Below are 19,934 nucleotides of genomic sequence, written 5' to 3'. Positions count from 1 at the left end.
ATCTAAACCTTAAATTTTTCTCGCATAATACATCCACGATGCAAAAAATACGATTAAAACAAATAATAAGCAAGCTAGTAAGGTGTAGAATATCAAGGAATTAAAGAAACCGGCGATCACGGAGGCAATGCCCAGACCAATGAGAATGATTGCTGTGCTGAGTGTGCCGGCACTCTGGAGTATCATTACACTCCGCTCGTCATTCTCCTCAATATACTGCTTCTTCAGCTCGGTTTCATTATTGCTGGCTTTTATATACCTGACGAGGAAAAAAGCGACGGCCACTTCAACCCCGATAAAAGCGCCTGTGTGAAATCCCTTTATAAAACTAGGCAAATCGGGTAGTCCACCTCGGTAAAATATGAGTCCTACATAGATCAATAGTGTAGCAGCAGCTACCAGTGACAGTACGTTTTTGCGAGTTTTTACTTTAATCTTGTAATTGTCCATTTACATTTCCTCCACTTCGCTGAAATCAAAAACATCTTCAATGGCGAGTCCGAAAAAATTGGCAATTTTGTAAGCAAGTATAAGGGAAGCCGTATACTTTCCCCTTTCAAGGGAGGTGATGGTTTGCCGGGTAACACCAACAATTCGTCCCAGCTCTTCCTGTGACAGCTTATGCTGCTTACGCAGTTCTGCAATTCTTGTCTTCAAGTGATCACGTCCTTGCAATGTTTACTTTGCATTTTTAGCATAGTTCACTTTGCAATATGTGTCAAGTGAACTTTGCATTTTATATGGTTTACAAATTTCACCGAAGGAGTTTGCAAAATGGGGCTTCCTCTAAGCTTCTGGCCGTTATGGATCAATCCGAAAGACGTGCCTATGAAAATGAGCCCCTCCCCTGAATTCGTCAAAATAATTTTGATCGCCATAGAATTTCATAGGTTAAACCTAGGGTTTTTCCAATGTCCACCCTAAAGGGGTGCATTTCTCCCCAAAATGTTTGCACTCTCAGTTGTTTTTTTCTTGTTACTTACCTCTGAATGCAAAACAATCCAAGCCCCTCTTTGTAAAAGAAGGGCTTGGCTCGGTTGATTTTGTTTATATAAGATGCCAGAAGCGGTTCAAACCGCTACACCTGATTTCTCTAAACTGAAAGAGTTACCAGACGATTTTGTTGTCTCCATTACAGCGAAAAGCGACAAATTCGATTTTGCATCTAGAAGCTTTTTTCCAAAGTCAAACGTAAATGAAGATCCAGTATGCGGTTCCGCGCACTGTAACTTCATTCCCTACTGGGCAAAACGGTTGGGTAAAAAGGAGATAACAGCAAGACAGCTTTCTAAACGTGGTGGAACTTTATACTGCAAACTCGAAAATGATCGTGTGAAAATGGCTGGCGGAGCTGTCTTATATTCCATTGCTGATTTGCAAATCGAAGATTTGGAAGGCGTACGTTTAAAATGAAAATACAAAATAATTAAAGAATTATAGATTACGCTCCCTGAAATCCCTAGCTGACCGTGTTTCTCTTATCGAGTCTTTGTTTCCAATAAGAATGTGAAAACTGCCCTGTAGTACGCTACTTATACAGCGTTTTTTATTTAGATAATCATCTAATCGGTAATCGGACTATGTTCTTGTACCGATAACATAAAAAAGCCGCTAAAATAGCGACTTCAATGGGACGATGTTCTCACCCCTCGACATATATATATGCCAGTCTTTTTATCGTTAAGCAAAACCGAAATCAGTTTTGATGGCTGATTTTCGTTTTAAACAGTGCGTTTTCCATAAGCGCAAAGAAAGACGCGTACGCCTTCTGAGATGATGCGTTTGGTTTGTTCCTCCTCCAAATTGCCTGCTTTTATCGGTTGATCAAATACCAACAAAAACGTTAAGGCAGCGAAGTGCTTTGTAGCCATTACAGGATCTGGCACATCGAGCAGTCCGGTTTGTCCAAACTCGGTAAACCTCCTGATAATCCCCTCTTCCGTTGCGTTATCCAGCTTTTCTAAAAACGAGCCTGGTAGGTTGGCCGCTTCCATTGTAACCAGACGGATCAAAGCGCTGTAATCGGACGAACCGTTCGCAGAAGCTACGAATTGTTCGCAGAATAAGATGAGCGCTTGCTCCAGATCCTCGAATTCCCAAAGGTAGTCTGATATCCCTTTCTTGATCATGTCCAGAACCGCCTCACTGGTTTCTTCCACAACAGCAAGCAGCAAGTTCTGTTTGTCGCCATAATAATCATAAACGGTCCGTTTGGAAACTCCCGCTTTAGCTGCGACTGCATCGACGCTGGAACGATCAAACCCATCTGAAAGAAACAGGTCTCGTGCTGCCGCAATAATTTTGGCTCGTTTGTCTGAAGAGCCTTTGCGGATTTTTTTGTTTTCCGTATTATCCATCCTTATGTTTCCCCCCTATAGGTATACTATCAAAAATGAGTTCCACTTTACAAACTACACTGCACGGTGTAGTATAATCAATGCGACATACCACAATCAATGATTAAGGAGGATTTTATCCATGAAAACCGTGCAGTCTTTTGTTGATGTTCTCATTGTCGGGGCCGGACCAACAGGGCTTACACTTGCCTGTGACCTTGCCCGCCGAAACGTCAACCATCGTATTATTGAACGAAGCGTCTTATATAACGTAGCGTCTCGCGCCAAAGCAATCCAGCCCCGCTCGCTTGAGGTTGTTGATGATTTGGAGGCCGTTCGTTACATTATGGACACAGGTGTTATGGATTTGCCTGTTCGTTACTATACCGCAGATGGTAGGAATGTGGACAAGCCGACTATTACCGTTGCAGCCAGTGCCGAACTGGAGACACCCTATCGTGATCCGGTCTGGATTGCTCAGTATGATGTGGAAAAAGCATTGCGCGACCGCTATGCGGCGCTTGGCAGTCAAGTCGAGTTGGGCGTGGAGGCTGTAGGGCTTGAACAGGATTTGGATGGTGTGACGGTAACCGTGAATACACCGCAAGGAGAAGAGCAAATTCGGGCTCGCTATGTCGTCGGCGCTGACGGGGGCAAAAGCAATATCCGCAAGTTTATTCAGTTGCAGCTGGTTGGAGAAACACATGATGATGAGCGGTGGTATCTTGGCGATGTACGATTGGAAGGGTTAGATCGTGACCATATCCATATCTGGACATCTTCGGAGGGGATGGTCGGGGTGACACCGCTACCGAAATCCGATATTTGGCAGCTGCAGGCTACAATTCCGGCAGACATTGAAGAACCAGAGCAGCCATCGCTAGTGGCGTATCAAGCCATGTTTGACCGCCGGGCCGGGGCAGGACTTGTTCGGCTCACGGATGCTTCCTGGCTTTCCATCTACCGGGTCAACGTCCGTATGGTTGAATGCTACCGCAATGGCCGGGTCTTCCTTGCCGGCGATGCTGCTCATGTTCATTCGCCGGCTGGCGGTCAAGGCATGAATACGGGGATGCAGGACGCGTACAATCTCGGCTGGAAGCTGGCAACTGTCATACGCGGAGCAGACACCGCCTTGCTCGACACGTACGATGAGGAGCGCCGCCCTGTGGCTCAAGCCGTGCTTGAGGACAGCTCGAAGAAGATGGATGGTGTCATAGGAACGGCGACTGAAGGCGGGGGGTTGTCCCAGTCTTTGAGCACTATATCCGACGATCTGACGAGTGGGCTTCTCATTTCCTATCGGTCAAGTTCTCTTACCCGCCCGTCTGCCCGAACGAATGTTACCCGTTTATTGCCCGGGGATCGTGCTCCTAATGCCGAGGGTCTGCAAGGTACAGATTTTGCAGGAAGTGTATTTGACCTGTTACGTGGTCCCCACTGGACTCTTTTGGCTTTTGTAAACCGCACAGATCATCTTTCTTTGGATAACTTCACCTACGACGAACTTCATGTGCATTGCATCCTTCCATCCCGTGTGGAAAGTGTGGAAGGCATAATAGACGCAACAGGGAATGCCTATCGAATTTACGATGTAACAAGTGATGAATTCGTATTGATTCGTCCCGACGGTTACATTGCACTGCGGGCCTCCATTAATGATACCGCAACGATTTCAAATTACTTGAATTCCATTTATCGCGCAAACTGATTTGGACAAGGCCGGCGGAATTCTTTTCAACATCTCATATGGCTGCCGGCTCTTATATTCGTTTAATTTAGGTTATGGAAGGACTGTTACTATGGAAGATATTATTCGAACCGTTAACTTGACAAAGCAATACGGGAATAAAGTCACTGTAGATCGCGTTTCGATTTCCGTTAAGAAAGGAGAAATCTATGGATTCCTGGGGTTGAACGGTGCAGGGAAAACGACAACCATCCGAGCTCTTCTCGGAATGAGCAAGCCTTCTTCCGGAGAAGTGTATTTGTTTGGTCAGCGCTGGGCGAATGGGAATCCCGATTTATCTAGGCGAGTAGGTTATATGGTGGAAGTTCCCTATGCCTACCCTACCTTTACGGTTAGGGAAAACTTGAGTTTGATGGCCAGATTGCGGGGATTACCGGTTCCGAGGGCAGTTGACGAAATTATGGAGCAATTGAATTTGACCCAATATGCGGATAGTAAGGCAAGAGATTTGTCACTTGGTAACGCGCAGAAACTTGGATTGGCCAAAGCGTTAATTCATAAGCCAGACGTTCTGATTCTTGATGAGCCAACCAATGCGCTTGATCCAGCCGGAATTGTCGAGATAAGGGAGATGCTGAAAACTCTAGCTTCTCAACAAGGGGTTACCGTATTTATATCGAGCCATATCCTTGAGGAAATGTCCAAAATGGCTTCTCGAATCGGCATTATTCACAAAGGCGTTTTGCTTGAAGAACTGACAACAAAAGACTTTGAAACCATCCGACGAAAGCAGTTGATGATCGGAACGAAGGATGATCGGAAGGCTCAAGCTATTCTTTCAGACTACGGGTATGAGGTACATTCGACTTCGAATAACGGCTTTGCGCTACCGGATGATCATGCTGTTAAGCATCCCGAACATATTGCGAGATTGCTTGCTCAACATGAAGTACCGCTCACCATGCTTAACATTGAAGAAGAGAACTTGGAACATTATTTTCTCAATGTAATCGGAGTTAAGGAGGAAAAACCAGATTGAGACCATTGTTGACAGCCTGTAGTGTTGAAGTTTACAAATTGCGTCGGTCCTTTGTTTTATGGGGTACGCTTCTGTTTATATTGTTTGTCATCACGTTGTTCTTAGGACAGCCCAATTGGTCTTCTTTTTTTGAACGGATTGCGTTTTTGTATGCATCTGTATTTGGGCTGCTGGGGTTTGGATTGGTAACAAGTTGGACATTTGGCCGAGAGTATTCTGATCGAACGCTCAAGGATTTGCTCGTTTTGCCTGTATCACGTGGTAAAATCGCGATTGCCAAATATGTCGCAATTATATACTGGTGTTTTGTAATGATGTTGATCAGCTTTGCTTATGCCTTAATACTTGGTTTTTCAATCGGACTTCCTGGCTTTTCGTTTGCAATTGTTCAACATTATTTGTTCTTAATACTTATGATTGGTGCTCTCCACCTATTATTAAGTGCTCCTCTTGCCCTATTGGCCTGTATATCGCGTGGCTATCTGGTACCGATCAGCTTTGCATTTACAACTTTAATGTTGGCATTGGTGTTCGGTCCTACCGCCATTGGAGCTTATCTGCCTTGGTCTGTACCTGCTTTGCATTTGCAGGAAAGCGGAGTATCTTTACTTCCCTTGTTGGGTACTAGTTATTTACTGGTTTTCTTAATCGGACTTCTAGGTCTCATTGGAACGGTTAAATGGTTACAAAACAGGGAGCAGTGATTGCCAGCCTCTTCATTTTTGCAAAGATCAAGCTTTTGATGCAGGAGCTTTTGTCTTACCTACTTTTCTTTTAATCAGCTTGCTAACTAATTGTTCAGTTGCCCAGCTAATATTACCTGCACCCTTTTGCATTCGCATCCTTCAACATATATCTGAGCTCTGTAGCATAGGAAGGCTCAACCATATAGTCGATAGGTACTCCCTCCATTCATCTTCAGCGTCAGCTAAAAGGATATAGAAACAGCGGCATTGTAGGACACAGAATCCTGGAATGCCCACTGTTATTATAAAACCTGACTTTTTATATGAATTAATTTGATGTATATCTAATTAAAGTACAAAATTCATCCATATCCCAAGTAACTCTACGCAACGTAACCGAGCGGTAATTTATTGTCATTGCTAGCTGCCTTTTGGCTAAAATTCCAACATCATTAGCAAAAAGGTGTAGAGTGGTTTTTTCCAATCCAACACCTTTTTTGAAGAGACTAATCACTGAGTTCCTACACTTTTTAGTTATCTAGCTCCAGCCAAAAATCAGCTGGCGAGCTGAACACTTTAGCAAGATTTTCGGCAAAATATAAAACGGTTCTTTAGTGATATTTTCGATATCATGTATTGAACTAACCTGCCCGTTGGCTTAATGAGGCATCATCACTTTAATATAATTTCTTCGTTCTCTACCGTCCCTAAATGTATATAAAAAGGATCGTCAGCATTTCTGCAACGATCCCTATTATCATCCACTAGTTTTTTATTAAGCTAACGTTTCCCGTTAGCTTAATCTTGAGCTTCTTCGAATAACTCTCTGAGCATCCGATCCTTGTTATTCACAAACTCTTTCATAATCATATAATGGTCGGTTTCTTCCAATACTTGGACCTCGATACCATCCGGCTTTAGATTGTAAATAATCGAATCTGGATATGCCATCAGGATTGGGGAATGGGTCGCAATAATAAATTGAGAGTTTTGCAAAACAAGTTCATGGATTCGTGTTAACATCGCCATTTGGCGAAGAGGAGACAATGCAGCCTCAGGCTCATCCAGTATATATAATCCATTCTCCCCGAACCGATGAATGAAAGTGGAAAAGAACGACTCTCCGTGCGATTGCTCATGCAAGGACTTGCCACCGTACGAATCTTTAATAGGGCGAATCGGGCGACCGAATGAAGGTTGGCTGTCCAACTCATCGATCGTCGTGGCTAAATTATAATAACTTTCTGCCCGAAAGAAGAAGCCATCCCTCGGGCGTCGCGGACCTCTGATCAATTGTATATATTCATATAAGCTCGAGTGGGTAGCCTGGGTTGAGAAGGAAAAGTTGATCGTCCCACCCTCCGGGTTAAATCCCCATGCGACAGCAATGGACTCCATCAGTGTTGATTTGCCCATCCCATTTTCACCTACGATGTAGGTTACCTTGGGGTGGAAATCAAGAGTATTTAGGTTTCGAATGACCGCCAAATCAAAGGGGTAACGATTATAGGTGGGTACATGTTGCCTCTTAAGCTGAATTTGTCGTAAATAGGGATGCTGTATATTAATATAGTTCACTCCCTTGTAAGCTTTTGATCGTTATACTTACCTTTTTTGGAAAACACTGACTCATGTTCGTCTCACCCTTTAGTTTACTCCATCAAACAAATAATAACACATACCGAAACTAACCTGCCCGTTACTTGAAGAAAAGCAGCCGATCAATTTGATCGGCTGCTTTCTTGATTGTATTTAGCAAACGTTTCCCGTTAGCTTAAAGCTTATTTGTACCCTCCTGATCTTTTAGTTTAAGTCTTGTTATCTATGGAATATTATTTGATGACCATATGGATTGTTCATTTCTTGCTGTTTTAAATGCTCCTCAACTGGGACAAACGTATTTTAATTTGTAAATGTCTCCATAGCCTCATGGGGATCCTCTTCTTTATATGCGCTCATTGATTTTGATCAACAATTTCTTTAAGACTTGCTTCTCCTCGTTAGTAAGGGCTTGAACGATTTCATCCTCCACCTTTTGGAATGAGTCATTAAAGCCTTCAATCAACTCAATCGCTTTTGGCAATACATATATATTTTTTTGCCGTTCATTATTGGCCGGAATTTTGCGCTCAATGAACCCTTTTTGCTCTAGACCCTGAAGCATGCTTGTAATACTGGCCCCACGCACATGAAACCGATCTGCAAGGTCCTTTTGAATAATATGATTATCTTGGTTCTCGTAAATATAGTCGATTACTTTTCCTTGTTGAGCGTTTAACCCGAGTTCCTTTATACTCTCGTCTGCTCTTTTCTTTAATTTAAGACCGATAATCTGAAACAAATCCAAATAAGGCGTATCCTTTCGGGATTGCATGATCGTCCCTCCTGAAATTGTTAGAAAGCTAATTGTAAGCAACTAAACTATACAGTGATCCTATACGAATGTCAAAAAGATTAGTTTATTGACAGTTAGAATTCTAATAGTTATAATTCGAATTGTTATAGACAAACACATTGGAGGAATTTCAAATGGAGAAGATAAATCAAAATGCTGCGTTAGAACAAGTTACTGTGATTACAAATGTACGTATTTTTGATGGAGAACAAGTTATTGCTTCAAGACATGTTGTCATCAAAGGGGAGTCCATTATTGCAGTAGGTGGAGACCTTCCGGCCGATGCAACGATTATCGATGGGGAAAATGCGACTTTAATGCCTGGGCTGATTGATGCACATGTCCACACCTCAATCGGCGGATTACGAGATGCCTTAAAATTCGGCGTTACGACAGAACTCGAAATGAACGGCGATTTTACGAAAAGAGGACGCGAGATCCAGCTAAAAAATGTAGATGACGTTGCAGACGTCCGTTCTGCCGGCACAGCCATCACCGCTCCGGGCGGACACCCAGATGAATTGCTGCCGGATGGAGATGAAATACCGGAATTCGTATTAAGGGAGTTAGAAAAGTTATCGGAGGAAGACCGGGAAGCGATGTTGGCCGCATACGCTCACGATGAAATACCGCAAGTGACAACGGTGGAAGAAGCGATTAAACATGTGCATACTCAAGTGGAGAATGGTGCCGACTATATTAAGATCATGATTGAAGAAGGGACGGTCATGGGTGCACCCGGCCTGCCTGTTCTAAGCGACGAGATTCTAAAAACAGCCGTGACAGAAGCCCACAAGTTCGATAAGCTGGTCATCGCCCACGTCTTGACGGCTTTTTCATCGCAAGCAGCCATCGATTTTGGAGTCAACGGTTTGGGCCACTTGTTTATCGACAGACCCGAGTACACGTCCGAGTTGGTGAAATCCATAGCGGATTCAGGCGCTTTTGTTACACCGTGCTTAGTGTTGAACTCATCGATTGTTGGGAAACCGGCATCGGAATTGGCGAATGATCCGCGTGTTCATTCCAAATTAAGTTCGGATTGGATCGGTATTTTGAACTCAAGCTTCAATACGTTCCCGCAAGGCAATATGGAGAACAGCTTTAAGAATGTGATGGATCTTCACCGTGCCGGAGTTGATATTCTGGTAGGGACGGATGTTGCGCCAGTTCCCGTTCCGAACCTTGGCGGCCTTGCTCACGGAGCAAGCGTCCACCACGAAATGCAGCTGCTGGTGAAGGCAGGGTTCACTCCAATTGAAGCTCTTCAGTCGGCTACTTCTAAACCGGCCCGTTGCTTTGGTCTTCACGATCGCGGCCGTATTACCGAAGGTGCGCGCGCTGACCTTATTCTCGTAAACGGTAATCCGACAACCAATATCTCGGATACCTTGTCGATCACATCCGTGTGGTTCAATGGTTCGCAGCAACTAGGTTAACCGGGTTAGATCTCCCTGTACAATGTCGTCAATGCGAATGATGAGCGAACCGGAGATGATGATACCGTTGCTGATCGTAGAATTGTCAAAAAGAGGGACTGCAAACTAGTCCCTCTTCGACTTTAATCTATTAATCCAAATCCTCCTGTCAGTATCGACAGCCAGATCAACGTTCCTCCAGATACAATCAAACCCGTTTTATTCCCATTGAATTATCAATGTAGTCATTGTTTTAGATTTTACTACATTTTGGAACTATCCTGCCCGTTAGCTTAATGAGGACATCAGTCTAATAAAATTTTCCATTTCGCTACTCTCCTAAAAGGTATACAAAAGAGGATGGTCAGCATTTCTGCAATGATCCTATTGTTAGCCCACTAGTTGAAAACGCAATTGATCACGTTGATCGGCCGCCTTCTTGTTTTTGAGCTATCGTTTCCCGTTAGTTCAATGATTCAATTTATAATTAATGCGGATACCAATTGCCCCTTTTTAACCAGTCATGCAGCTATACTTATAACTCATTGTTTATTAGTACTCTTACTACTCCTTCACCGAGCCGAGTGTAATCCCGTGGATGAAAAAGCGCTGCAGGAATGGATATACAATCAAGACGGGAAGCATGGCGATGAAAATTTTTGCGGCATTCAGTGTTTGATTGGACAACTCATTCATCCGCTTATATTGGTCTTCCGTCATGTTGGACGCGTCGATGACCACGACAAATTGCTGGATTAACGTTTGCAGCGGATAATGATCCTGCCCTGAAGTCAGCACCAGACCATGAAAGAACTCGTTCCAGTGGTACACGATGGTGAACAATGTAACGGTGGCCAGTACGGGCACGGCCAGCGGCACATAAATGGTGATTAACATTCGCCACGGCCCGGCCCCGTCCACGAGAGCAGCCTCGTCGAGCTCCTTGGGCAAATTGCGGAAATAGTTCACGATCAGAATGACGTTAAATACCGGCACTCCCCCGCCAAGCACAAGCGCCCAAATGGTATCATAAAGTCCGATGGCCTTTACCGTCATATACCAGGGAATCAAACCTCCATTGAACAGCAGTGTGAACACGAGAATCCACATAAACACATTGCGCATGCGAAATTCGCGCGGGCTTCTGGAAAGCGGATAAGCCATCATTGTGGTCACGATAAACGTGATTGTCGCACCAAGCACAACCCGTTGAATGGAAATCCAGAAGGAATTGAAAAAGGAACGGTCTCCGATAATTTGCTGGTATGAATTGAAGTTGAAGCCAACGGGCCATAACCATACTTTCCCCGCAGCAGCAGCCGATTTTTCACTTAAAGACACGGCCAGCGTATACCAGAGAGGCAAAATGCACAGGAACGCGATCAGGAGCAGCACGACCAGCAGCGTGACATCGAATACTCTGGATCGCAGCGTCGTTTCTCTTATCATCTCGCTCGACTCCTTCTCATTCTCAGAATATGCGGTAATTGGCGAACTTCGAAGCAAGCAGGTACGAGACGATGATGAGTACGAAACTGACCACCGATTTCAGCAACCCAACCGCGGTTGCGAGTCCGTACTGCATGTTCAGCAGACCTTCGCGGTATACCCAGGTATCGATAATGTCACCCGTCGAGTACAGCAGCGGATTGTACAGATTGAAAATTTGATCAAAACCTGCGTTGAGCACGTTTCCCAAACTTAGCACGGCCAAGAGCACAATCGTAGTTCGCAAGCCAGGTAAAGTCACGTGCCAGATTCTGCGCATCCGGGTTGCTCCGTCAATCGAAGCAGCTTCGTACAGAGATGGGCTGATGCCCGTCAGCGCTGCCAGATAGATAATCGTGTTGAAACCGAATTCCTTCCATACATCACTGCCTACGACAATAAACGGGAACAGGTCTGCACGGGCAAAGAACAGCACCGGTTCAATCCCCAGCAAGTTGAGTAGTCCATTGACAGGACCCGTATATGAAAACACATCGAGCAATATGCCGGATAGAATAACCCAAGACAAAAAGTGCGGAAGGTATACGATCGTTTGAACCCAACGCTTGACCACCATGAGACGCAATTCATTGAGCATAATTGCAAAGATCAACGGCACGATCAGATTGCCCGCGATTTTCATGACAGCAATGTACACCGTATTAAAGAAAATGGTTTTGGTATCGTTCAGGCTGAACATATACTCGAAGTTTTCGAGCCCGATCCAGGTTGATTTCCAGATGCCTTGGCCCGGGTTAAAGTCCTGAAAGGCGATGGCAATCCCGAACATGGGAATGATGCTGATTAACAGCAGCCACACCATTCCGGGTAACAACATGATGTAATAATGTTTGATGAAACTTCGGTTTCGCATCCGGTGTTCCTCCCTTGCAATCTCCCATCCTGATTCTTTCAAGAATAAGCGCCGGATGAATCCGGCGCTCTGGAAGGCTGTCTACTTGACATACTCCTTGACTTCCTCGGTAATTCTGTCTCCGCCTTGCTTTTTCCAGTCGCTGACAAACGTATCAAACGTATCCAAAGGGGCGGCTCCCATAATGATCTTCAGGAAGGTTTCATCCTCCAGCTTCTTCAGGTTCGACCAGCGGCTTTCCATTGTGCGAGTCTGGGAATATAAAAGGCTATATACCTTGTTGTAGTCCTGCTGCAAGGAAGATGATCCGACCAACAGCGAATAGATGCGGCTCCATACGCCAAGGTCCGCCTGAGGATCCCAGTACTGGATGTCCATATTGTCATACGGCTCTTTCTTTACCTTTTTGACATTTTGGATATCTGCCGCAAGCAGTTTGTAGCCCGGATCGGTAAAGTCTTCAGGTTTTTTTGAGCCAGCGAGCACTTCCTGCAGCGCTTTTGCCGAATATTCGCTCTCATCCATATAGGACATCGGAACACGCAGCGGATAATGTCCTACAGGCACGGAGATATCGAATTTCGACTCGTCCCGAATGAGCAGGTTCAGCATTTTGATGACGGCTTCGGGATGCTCATATCCTTTGCGAACGACAACAAATACGGTAGAAGGAGCTCCCATGTGAGCGTTAAATTGCCTATCGGCATCCAGCGGCAGCAGGTATGCTTGCCAGTTAGCTTCAGGATTGTTTTTGATCGCATCCGGCAGTGGTCCGTATCCCATCCACCACGGAGCGAAGAAGATACCTGCGTTTCCATTGACTACAGGCTCGGACGCACTTTTACGTATGCCAAGTTCCTTGTCGATTAGCCCATTAGCATACATGTCGCGCAGTTTGGCGAGCGCCTCCTTCGTTTCGGGCAGAATGGAGCCGTAGACCGGGCTGCCTGAATCGTCTTTTAACCAGTAACCAGGATAAGCTTGGTACGCACCAAAGATCGGGTCAAGCCCATACGTGTTGTTCGTCGATTCCAAAAAATTGGCGTATAACCGGCCGCCATTCTGTTGCCCGGCAATACCGATCGTATCGTTCTGGCCGTTGCCATCCGGGTCCTGTTCCACGAATGCTTTCGCAACGTTCTCCAAATCTTCCATCGTTTTTGGTGGCTCAAGTCCCAGCTTGTCGAGCCAGTCCTTGCGTATCCACATTTGGTGAACACCGTCGGAGTGTACTTGTATACTAGGGATAGCATACATTTTCCCGTCGAATGTTACCGCCTCAGCCGATACACCGTTCGTTTTTTCCATATAACTCTTCATAGCCGGAGAAGCGTATCGATTAAATGCATCGGTAAGGTCCTCCAGTTGGCCAGCCTTCACCATCGCCCGCAATTGGGTATCCTTGACCACGAGCGCATCGGGCAAATCGTTACTTGAAATCGCCAGGTTTACTTTCTGCTCATAGTTCGTTCCGGTGGCCGCTTGCCAGGTTACCTTGGTATCGATGTTCAGATTGTCCTTCACATAACGAGAATACTGGTTATTCTCCGGCGTATCTCCGGCAGGCAAACTTTTGTCCGTTGGATCGACCTCTTTGCCATACGTTAGGGTAATCCCCTGTTCATACTTGCCGAACGGATCGGCCGGCCCTTCTTCAGCAACACCAGGCGTGGTATTGTTTTCCGCCGTTCCGTTCTCCTTGTTGCCTGCACTGCTGCAGGCGCTCGTGAATGTGAGTAACAGCATCATCGCCACCATGACCATTTTTTTGCTCAAATGGATGCTCCCCCTTAAATGGAATGTCATTAGCGTCCAGCACCAACAATATAACACGGCGGGAAAACGTTTATGGATAGAGGGGCGAACGAGAAACAGGCGGTGAAATGTCCGTTTTTGATAACGCTTACAATCCATTCATCCCCCCTGAGCTCCATCTGTCTACCCTCCTCTTGGTGCATTACGGTACTCGCTTGGCAGCATGCCCACCTGTTCCCGGAACATCCGGCTGAAGTACTTTTCGTCTGCATAACCTGTATGCTCCGCAATCCAGACAATCGGTTTGGCCGTTTGGGTCAAATAGTCCCGCGCCTTGTCGATCCGGATCTTGCGAAGATATTCATTAAAAGAATACCCGACCATTTCCTTGAAGCATTGATTGAAGTAACTGCGGCTGAGATTGACCCGCTTCGAGACATCGCTGGCGAATAACGGTTTCTGCAGCTCGTCATGAACAATTTTGACGGCAGTCAAAATGCTGCTGCTCACCTCCTTGCGAAGGTACTGGCCGCCCGATAATACAAGCGCTTCTGCACGAAAGTCAGCCATCCATTCCACCACGTCTTGCCATGACGCAAAATGAACGGGCGTGGTCATTTCCGTTTGGACGATGTTTTTGAATGTTCGGTTCCAGTCTACCGTAACGCCGTATAGCAACTGCATCAATCGGGGCACGGGCAATCTCAAGGTCCTCATTTCTTGCAGCAGTTCATTCAAGTACCGCTCATCATGAACCCAGCGAAAGGAGTGCAACTTGTCCTTTAGGCTCCCCTCTCCCGTTTCAACGAATGCCGATCCGGTTTGCTCACATTCGTAGATCGATTCGTTCAGTAATGATGTACCTGTATCAGCCCCCCCATAAAACAGCGTGTCCTTTTCGGATTCTGATGCGGTATCATCATTTAAACGTTTTCGCTTGTCCGTCAGAATACGGTCATGGATCCGCCCAAGCACTTCCTCGAACCGTTCCTTCTCCAGTTGTACTTTGGCAATATAATCGATGGCGCCCAAACGCAGCGCTTCCTGAATGTATTCGAAATCCTGATGCAGCGTAAGGACAGCAATCGGCAATTCCGGGTATTGCTTGCGTGCGATACGGATTAACTCAATTCCTGACATGACAGGCATCGCCAGATCTGTAATCAATAAATCCACGCGGTTCTCTGATAAAAATTCAAGCGCTCTCTCGCCATTCCCCGCTTCGCCAATGACCTTCATTTCAAATGCATCCCACGGCATCGCAAGCATGAGCCCTTTGCGTACAAGTTGATCGTCATCGACGATCAGCACGTTGATCATGGTGATTCCTCCCCTTTGCATCGAATAGGCAGCTGTATGACAATCCAGGTTCCTTTTCCCGGTTCGCTGGATACGTTCAGGCTGGCATGGCCTTCATAATAAGACTCCAGCATACGCTTGACATAATTCATGCCGATCCCCATTCCAACCCGATGACGTTCGGCCTGTTCTTGTTCCAGCAGCTCCTTGATCTTCTCTTCCGAGATGCCCCTGCCATTGTCCCTGATCGAGATTTCAAGCCGGCTGTTGTGCCTGCTTACTTCCACTTCAATCCTTCCCTTGTCGTCCAGCCCATGGTACAGGGAGTTTTCAACCAGCGGCTGCAGAATGAACCTCGGCACCGATACGTTAAGCAGTTCGTCATCGATGTGGATGCGAACATCGAATTGAAAATTATAGCGAATCTGCTGCAGAATGAGATACTGCCTGAGCGAATCCATCTCCTCACGGATGGTAGAGCTCTGACCGCCTTTGCGCAAATTGTAATACAGCAACTTGTTCAACGAAGTTACGAGCCGGTCAATCTCCTCCTGTCCATTCATGACAGCCAGCCAATGAGCGGTATCCAGCGTATTCATCAGAAAATGCGGGTTTATTTGGTACAGCAGCTTTTCGATTTCCAGATCTGCCCTTCGCTTCTCTTTTAGCTCAACCTCGGAATATAACCTTGCAATGTGAGACTTCATCCGCCCGAACTGCGTCAGCAGCATTTCAAACTCTGGTATGCGGGAGTTTGCATCCACCACATCGAAGTTGCTGTCAAGCATCTGCTTCATCTCCCGATGAAATTGGGATAATGGCCGATATACCATTTTCCACAGCAACCAGCCGATCGCCAAGCTGACTGCGGCAAACAACACGGTTAACAGAAGCATCTGCATCATCCACCGGTTTTTCTCCTGGTCGTAATCCGCTTTGGAAACAAGTGATACCACACTCCATCCCTGATTGCTGTACTGCCTGTACCAGTAATAATCTGAGGTGATGCCTGAAGTTGCTGCGGCAGCTGCAGAATCCCGAGAACCAGGAAAAGTCGTGTTTTCGGGAAACATATCTCCTAACTCGCTGTAAGAGACTCGCCCATGGTTATCCAAAATGAGATGAGCTGTGTTTTTGCTAACATCGTCCAGGTCAAGGATGCTTTGCGTTAGCTTAAACCCGGATTCAATGTACACATAGGCGTCCTCACGTTCAGGCAAATCCACCTTTCGCAGCGCGGAAAGAACGTATTGATCGTTAAATCTGTCGTTGCTGATATGGGGTCCGAAATACGTAATCCCGTAATAGCTGGCCATGATGGGCAGTTTCTCCGGATCGAATGAATCCTTAACCCCCATCGTTTCAAAAAGATAAGTATCGTCTTCACGAAAATAGTACATGGACAGCCCGATATTGGGATTGGTAAACGCAATCAGGTTTAGCTGATATTTGATCTGGTCGGTCAAATAACTGCGGTCATAGGGTTGATCCGCAATCATGAGCTGTTCCAGCTGTTTGCCGATGCTTCCTTCGAAGGCAAGTTGCTGGGAGGCATGGTTCAGGTTGCTGAGCGTGTTTTCCAGGGACAATGTCACCTGTTTCAGATTGCTTTGGATGCCGGATTGCAGTTTGGTCGTCAGGATGGAATTGATCGTACGGTAGGATAGGTAGCAGGATAAAAGGAAAGGAATGAGGGCTACGACCGCAAAAAGCAGAAGAATTCGATTTTTCAGCGTGATTCGCTCCATACGGGACTTTCGTACATGGTCTGTGTTCATGCATTCATCTCCGCTTCCGGGTTTCAACCTGCAGGGCATGACGGAAGGTCCCCGGTATACACTAGGGACCTCCTGACCTGCCAGTCTCGAAACCACGCGTTATGTTCAGTTGTCATGCAATGCCTTGAAACGTTGGGTTCGATTCGATGACTCCCGCCTTAGTTACGCAGCCATACGCTCATTTCACCCGGTTCGCGGTTGCCCCATAAATAATAAGGGATGGCCGTGAAGCGTACCGGATTACGTGACTTGCGGATCGGTTGGTACGGCTGATCCTCCGGCCATGCGGATCCGTCAGCGACCAATCCGTCACCCTCCACCAGAATGCAACCGCCGAGCAGATCCGCGGCTTCCCGCTCCGTCAAATTGGCTGTCTCGGCAATGGATAACGAGGCAAGCGGTGCTCTGTTATCCGCCTCTTCCACGCAATAAACAAGTGGTCCGCGCTGAATGGCTGCCTTGCCAGCATCGGCCCGAATTTTCGGATGAGCTTCAATCAGCTTCGTTTCCAGTGGCAGCAGCCACTCCAGTGTATCTCCTTCTGACCAGAGGCGGTTGATATGTGCATAACCGTTATTCACCGTAACCTTCTGCACTGCACCATTCACTCGCAGAACAGGCTGCCCGCTCTGGAACCAGTTGGGGACCCGCAGCGCGAGCGTAAAGGCAGCACCATTGGCGCTTCCTGGAGCAAGCGAGACGTTGAAGTCAACTTTGCCGTTCCATGGGAGTTCGGAACGCTGACTCAGCGTGACTTCTCGGCCTTCGGCCGACGTAAACTGCACCGTGCTGCCAATGTACAAATGAACGTGAACCACGTGCCCTTCCGCAGACACATCATAGATGTAATCATTCATCGAGCTGAGCAAACGGGCCACGTTCGGCGGGCAGCAGGAACAGCCAAACCACTTCTGGCGGATCGGTTTCGCATGGTGCTTGTCCGGATTGCGTTTGCTGGCCTCCGGCCATACTTCAAGCGGATTGACGTAGAAAAAATGTTTGCCGTCCTTGGACATGCTGCCAAGCACGTTGTTGTACAGCGCGCGTTCCATCACATCCGCATATTCGCTTTTCGCTTCCAGGCGAAGCATCCGGCGTGCCCAGAAGATGAGTCCGATGGATGCACATGTCTCCGCGTACACCGCATCATTGGGCAGATCATAGTCAAAGGTGAACGCCTCGCCCAGATGGGTTGCTCCGACGCCGCCCGTAATGTACATCTGTTTGCGGGTCGTATTGGCCCACAGCCGTTCACACGAAACCCTCAAGCTGTCATCATTGGTCAAGCGGGCGAGATCGGCCATTGCCGTATACATGTATACGGCACGTACGGAGTGTCCGACCGCAGCTGTTTGCTCACGCACCGGAAGATGTGATTGATACATCTCCAGATTGGGTGAACCTTGCGACCAGATGCCCGTTCTGCCGCGCCGTTCCCATTCCTGGGTGAAATAACTCGGGCTGCTGCCCCGCTCATCGATGAAATATCGGCTCAGATTCAGGTATCGTTCCTCCCAGGTTGCATGATACAGCTTGACGAGTGCCAGTTCAATCTCCTGGTGCCCGCAATATGCCCGCTTCTGATTCTCCCCCGTGCCGAAAAGAGTATCGATCAAGTCGGCAAATCGGCATGCAATGTCCAGTATCTTATGTTTGCCCGTCGCTTCGGCATAAGCCACCGCGGCTTCAATCAGATGCCCGGCACAGTACAGTTCGTGGGCCTCATACAGGTTAGTCCACTCTTTGCCCGGCTCCTTGATCGTGAAATAAGTGTTTATGTACCCATTGTCATGCTGAGCCTGACCAATCAGATCGATCGCTCCGTCTGCAATGTTCTCCAATTCGGGATCAGGGTGGTTTCTTAGTGAATAAGCAACCGCTTCCAACCATTTATATAAATCGCTGTCCTGAAACACCCAGCCCCCGAATTCGCCCTGTTCCAGTCCCGCAGCGATCCGGAAATTGCGTATGGCATAGCTCGGTTCTGCCCCTGCGATGCGATCGTTCAGCGCTTCCCATTGATAGGGAATGACCGTTTGGCGAACCAATTCGGAATAGTCCTCCCAAAACTTGTCCCGGATGTGAACCTGTGTTGTCTGCATTTACCGTACCTCCTATATAAATTGACTCTTTTCGAACTCAATTATATGCTTGGTAGTACGGACTTAATAGCGATGGAATGAACCAATTTCTATAAAATTTAACACAGCCGAAGGGGCGTGAATGTTCTGGTGGAAGACACCATGATTATGCTTCGGATCCCCCCGCTACCCTATTATCTGGGATCGGGCCGGACGGAATACAAAATCGGGGATCAACATCCCCATCGCAGCAATATCGGGGCATATGATTTGCTGATCCTGGTTCGTGGCGAGATGCATATTGGCGAGAATGGATCGGGTTGGACGCTAACAGAAGGGGACATGTTGCTTTTGCTGCCTGATGCGGAACATTATCCTCTCCAGCCCTGCGGGCAGGATACCGTTTTTTACTGGGTGCATTTCGAGCATGCACCCAGACGGGATGCTTTTCCGGAAGAGCAAACGGAGAACAATCCATCACTTTATTCAACCAGGCCATTCATCAACCCTTACACGCTGCGATTGCCAAAGTACATGCACTTGCCTGACTCACGGACGGTATTTGGCATGGTGGAACAGCTGTTGGCTCAGCCCTCAGCCCTTTCCTTTTGGCAGGAGCAGCATTTGCTTGGCGAATTGCTTGGCTTACTCGAAGAAGGAAGCTTCGGGAGAACGGATTCCGTCGCTTCCCGACTAGCCGAACGGACTGCGGCATACCTTCAGGCCAACTATCGGGAGAAACTCACCAATGATGCGATTGCATCTGCCCTGCATTTTCATCCGAATTATATCGTTCGCTGCATGAAAGCGAGATACGGCTGCACACCATCGGATTATCTGCTGCAGTACCGGCTGGAGCGGGCCAAACGTTTCCTGGTCACCACCGATTGGTCCATTGATCGGGTCGCCGAAGAAGTGGGGTTTCGTCACTCTCCCTATTTCTCGTCCTGCTTCAAGCGAGAATTCGGCCTTTCTCCCTTGCAATTTCGCAGGCAATATTTGAAATGAAAAGAAGGGACTCATTCGATATGGTCCTCATAGCCCCGTCAAGTAGACAATCAAAAAAGAAAATTATCAAGCGGCGACTTCTTCCCA

At 47.0% G+C, this 19,934-nt stretch carries 16 protein-coding genes and 1 pseudogene; 6 read left to right on the top strand and 11 right to left on the bottom strand.

The window, feature by feature from the left end:
* Positions 1–9 precede the first annotated feature (9 nt).
* The gene (locus tag WFI24_RS01755) at positions 10–450 is read right to left on the bottom strand and encodes a hypothetical protein (protein WP_336758281.1); all 441 of its coding nucleotides are present in this window, start codon (positions 448–450) and stop codon (positions 10–12) included.
* Positions 451–657 (bottom strand): helix-turn-helix transcriptional regulator, encoded by a 207-nt coding sequence (locus WFI24_RS01750; protein ID WP_036613900.1) that lies wholly within the window; start codon positions 655–657, stop codon positions 451–453.
* 405 nt (positions 658–1,062) lie between these two features.
* Here WFI24_RS01750 and WFI24_RS01745 point away from each other — a divergent pair.
* Positions 1,063–1,413 (top strand): annotated as a pseudogene (locus WFI24_RS01745) (PhzF family phenazine biosynthesis protein); the annotation flags it as partial.
* Positions 1,414–1,721: 308 nt separating this feature from the next.
* Here the strand turns inward: WFI24_RS01745 and WFI24_RS01740 are convergent.
* Positions 1,722–2,357 carry a TetR/AcrR family transcriptional regulator gene (locus WFI24_RS01740; RefSeq protein WP_336758275.1) on the bottom strand — a complete coding sequence of 212 codons (636 nt, stop codon included), beginning with the start codon at positions 2,355–2,357 and terminating at the stop codon, positions 1,722–1,724.
* Positions 2,358–2,478: 121 nt separating this feature from the next.
* On the opposite strand from WFI24_RS01740, the gene WFI24_RS01735 reads away from it, so the two are divergent.
* The 3 genes from WFI24_RS01735 to WFI24_RS01725 all read left to right on the top strand — a co-directional run bounded on the left by WFI24_RS01735 (position 2,479) and on the right by WFI24_RS01725 (position 5,769).
* Positions 2,479–4,047, top strand: a complete 1,569-nt coding sequence (locus WFI24_RS01735; protein WP_336758273.1) for an FAD-dependent monooxygenase — start codon at positions 2,479–2,481, stop codon at positions 4,045–4,047.
* A 91-nt stretch (positions 4,048–4,138) separates the two neighbouring features.
* On the top strand, positions 4,139–5,065 hold the full coding sequence (locus tag WFI24_RS01730; protein WP_336758271.1) for an ABC transporter ATP-binding protein: 927 nt from the start codon (positions 4,139–4,141) through the stop codon (positions 5,063–5,065).
* Positions 5,062–5,769: an ABC transporter permease gene (locus tag WFI24_RS01725; RefSeq protein WP_336758269.1), complete on the top strand. Its 708-nt coding sequence runs from the start codon at positions 5,062–5,064 to the stop codon at positions 5,767–5,769. The genes WFI24_RS01730 and WFI24_RS01725 overlap by 4 nt, the downstream gene beginning before the upstream one ends.
* 780 nt (positions 5,770–6,549) lie before the next feature.
* Here WFI24_RS01725 and WFI24_RS01720 read toward each other — a convergent pair.
* Both WFI24_RS01720 and WFI24_RS01715 read right to left on the bottom strand, forming a co-directional pair.
* Positions 6,550–7,329 carry an AAA family ATPase gene (locus tag WFI24_RS01720; protein ID WP_442956179.1) on the bottom strand — a complete coding sequence of 260 codons (780 nt, stop codon included), beginning with the start codon at positions 7,327–7,329 and terminating at the stop codon, positions 6,550–6,552.
* Between the two features lie 367 nt (positions 7,330–7,696).
* Positions 7,697–8,125 carry a MarR family winged helix-turn-helix transcriptional regulator gene (locus WFI24_RS01715; protein ID WP_336758267.1) on the bottom strand — a complete coding sequence of 143 codons (429 nt, stop codon included), beginning with the start codon at positions 8,123–8,125 and terminating at the stop codon, positions 7,697–7,699.
* A 155-nt stretch (positions 8,126–8,280) separates the two neighbouring features.
* On the opposite strand from WFI24_RS01715, the gene WFI24_RS01710 reads away from it, so the two are divergent.
* On the top strand, positions 8,281–9,585 hold the full coding sequence (locus WFI24_RS01710) for an amidohydrolase family protein (RefSeq protein WP_336758265.1): 1,305 nt from the start codon (positions 8,281–8,283) through the stop codon (positions 9,583–9,585).
* A gap of 543 nt (positions 9,586–10,128) precedes the next feature.
* On the opposite strand, the gene WFI24_RS01705 is transcribed toward WFI24_RS01710, so the two are convergent.
* The 6 genes from WFI24_RS01705 to WFI24_RS01680 all read right to left on the bottom strand — a co-directional run bounded on the left by WFI24_RS01705 (position 10,129) and on the right by WFI24_RS01680 (position 18,860).
* Positions 10,129–11,013, bottom strand: coding sequence for a carbohydrate ABC transporter permease (locus tag WFI24_RS01705; protein ID WP_175398814.1), 885 nt, complete (start codon positions 11,011–11,013; stop codon positions 10,129–10,131).
* 22 nt (positions 11,014–11,035) lie between these two features.
* Positions 11,036–11,926 carry an ABC transporter permease gene (locus WFI24_RS01700; RefSeq protein ID WP_336758261.1) on the bottom strand — a complete coding sequence of 297 codons (891 nt, stop codon included), beginning with the start codon at positions 11,924–11,926 and terminating at the stop codon, positions 11,036–11,038.
* Between the two features lie 81 nt (positions 11,927–12,007).
* A complete protein-coding gene (locus tag WFI24_RS01695) occupies positions 12,008–13,690 on the bottom strand; it encodes an extracellular solute-binding protein (RefSeq protein ID WP_442956189.1) in 1,683 nt (560 codons plus the stop codon).
* Positions 13,691–13,864: 174 nt separating this feature from the next.
* Positions 13,865–15,001 carry a response regulator gene (locus WFI24_RS01690; protein ID WP_336758257.1) on the bottom strand — a complete coding sequence of 379 codons (1,137 nt, stop codon included), beginning with the start codon at positions 14,999–15,001 and terminating at the stop codon, positions 13,865–13,867.
* Positions 14,998–16,758: a sensor histidine kinase gene (locus WFI24_RS01685; RefSeq protein WP_336758255.1), complete on the bottom strand. Its 1,761-nt coding sequence runs from the start codon at positions 16,756–16,758 to the stop codon at positions 14,998–15,000. Before WFI24_RS01685 ends, WFI24_RS01690 begins: the two co-directional genes overlap by 4 nt.
* A gap of 158 nt (positions 16,759–16,916) precedes the next feature.
* Entirely contained in the window at positions 16,917–18,860 is a 1,944-nt protein-coding gene (locus WFI24_RS01680) for a glycoside hydrolase family 127 protein (RefSeq protein ID WP_336758253.1), read from the bottom strand.
* A 141-nt stretch (positions 18,861–19,001) separates the two neighbouring features.
* Here WFI24_RS01680 and WFI24_RS01675 point away from each other — a divergent pair, with 141 nt between their 5' ends.
* On the top strand, positions 19,002–19,847 hold the full coding sequence (locus WFI24_RS01675; RefSeq protein WP_336758251.1) for a helix-turn-helix transcriptional regulator: 846 nt from the start codon (positions 19,002–19,004) through the stop codon (positions 19,845–19,847).
* The last annotated feature ends 87 nt before the right edge of the window (positions 19,848–19,934 follow it).

It is taken from the genome of Paenibacillus sp. USHLN196, from assembly GCF_037144955.1.
Classification (GTDB): domain Bacteria; phylum Bacillota; class Bacilli; order Paenibacillales; family Paenibacillaceae; genus Paenibacillus; species Paenibacillus xylanexedens_C.
This window is presented reverse-complemented; position numbering and strand designations above follow the sequence as displayed.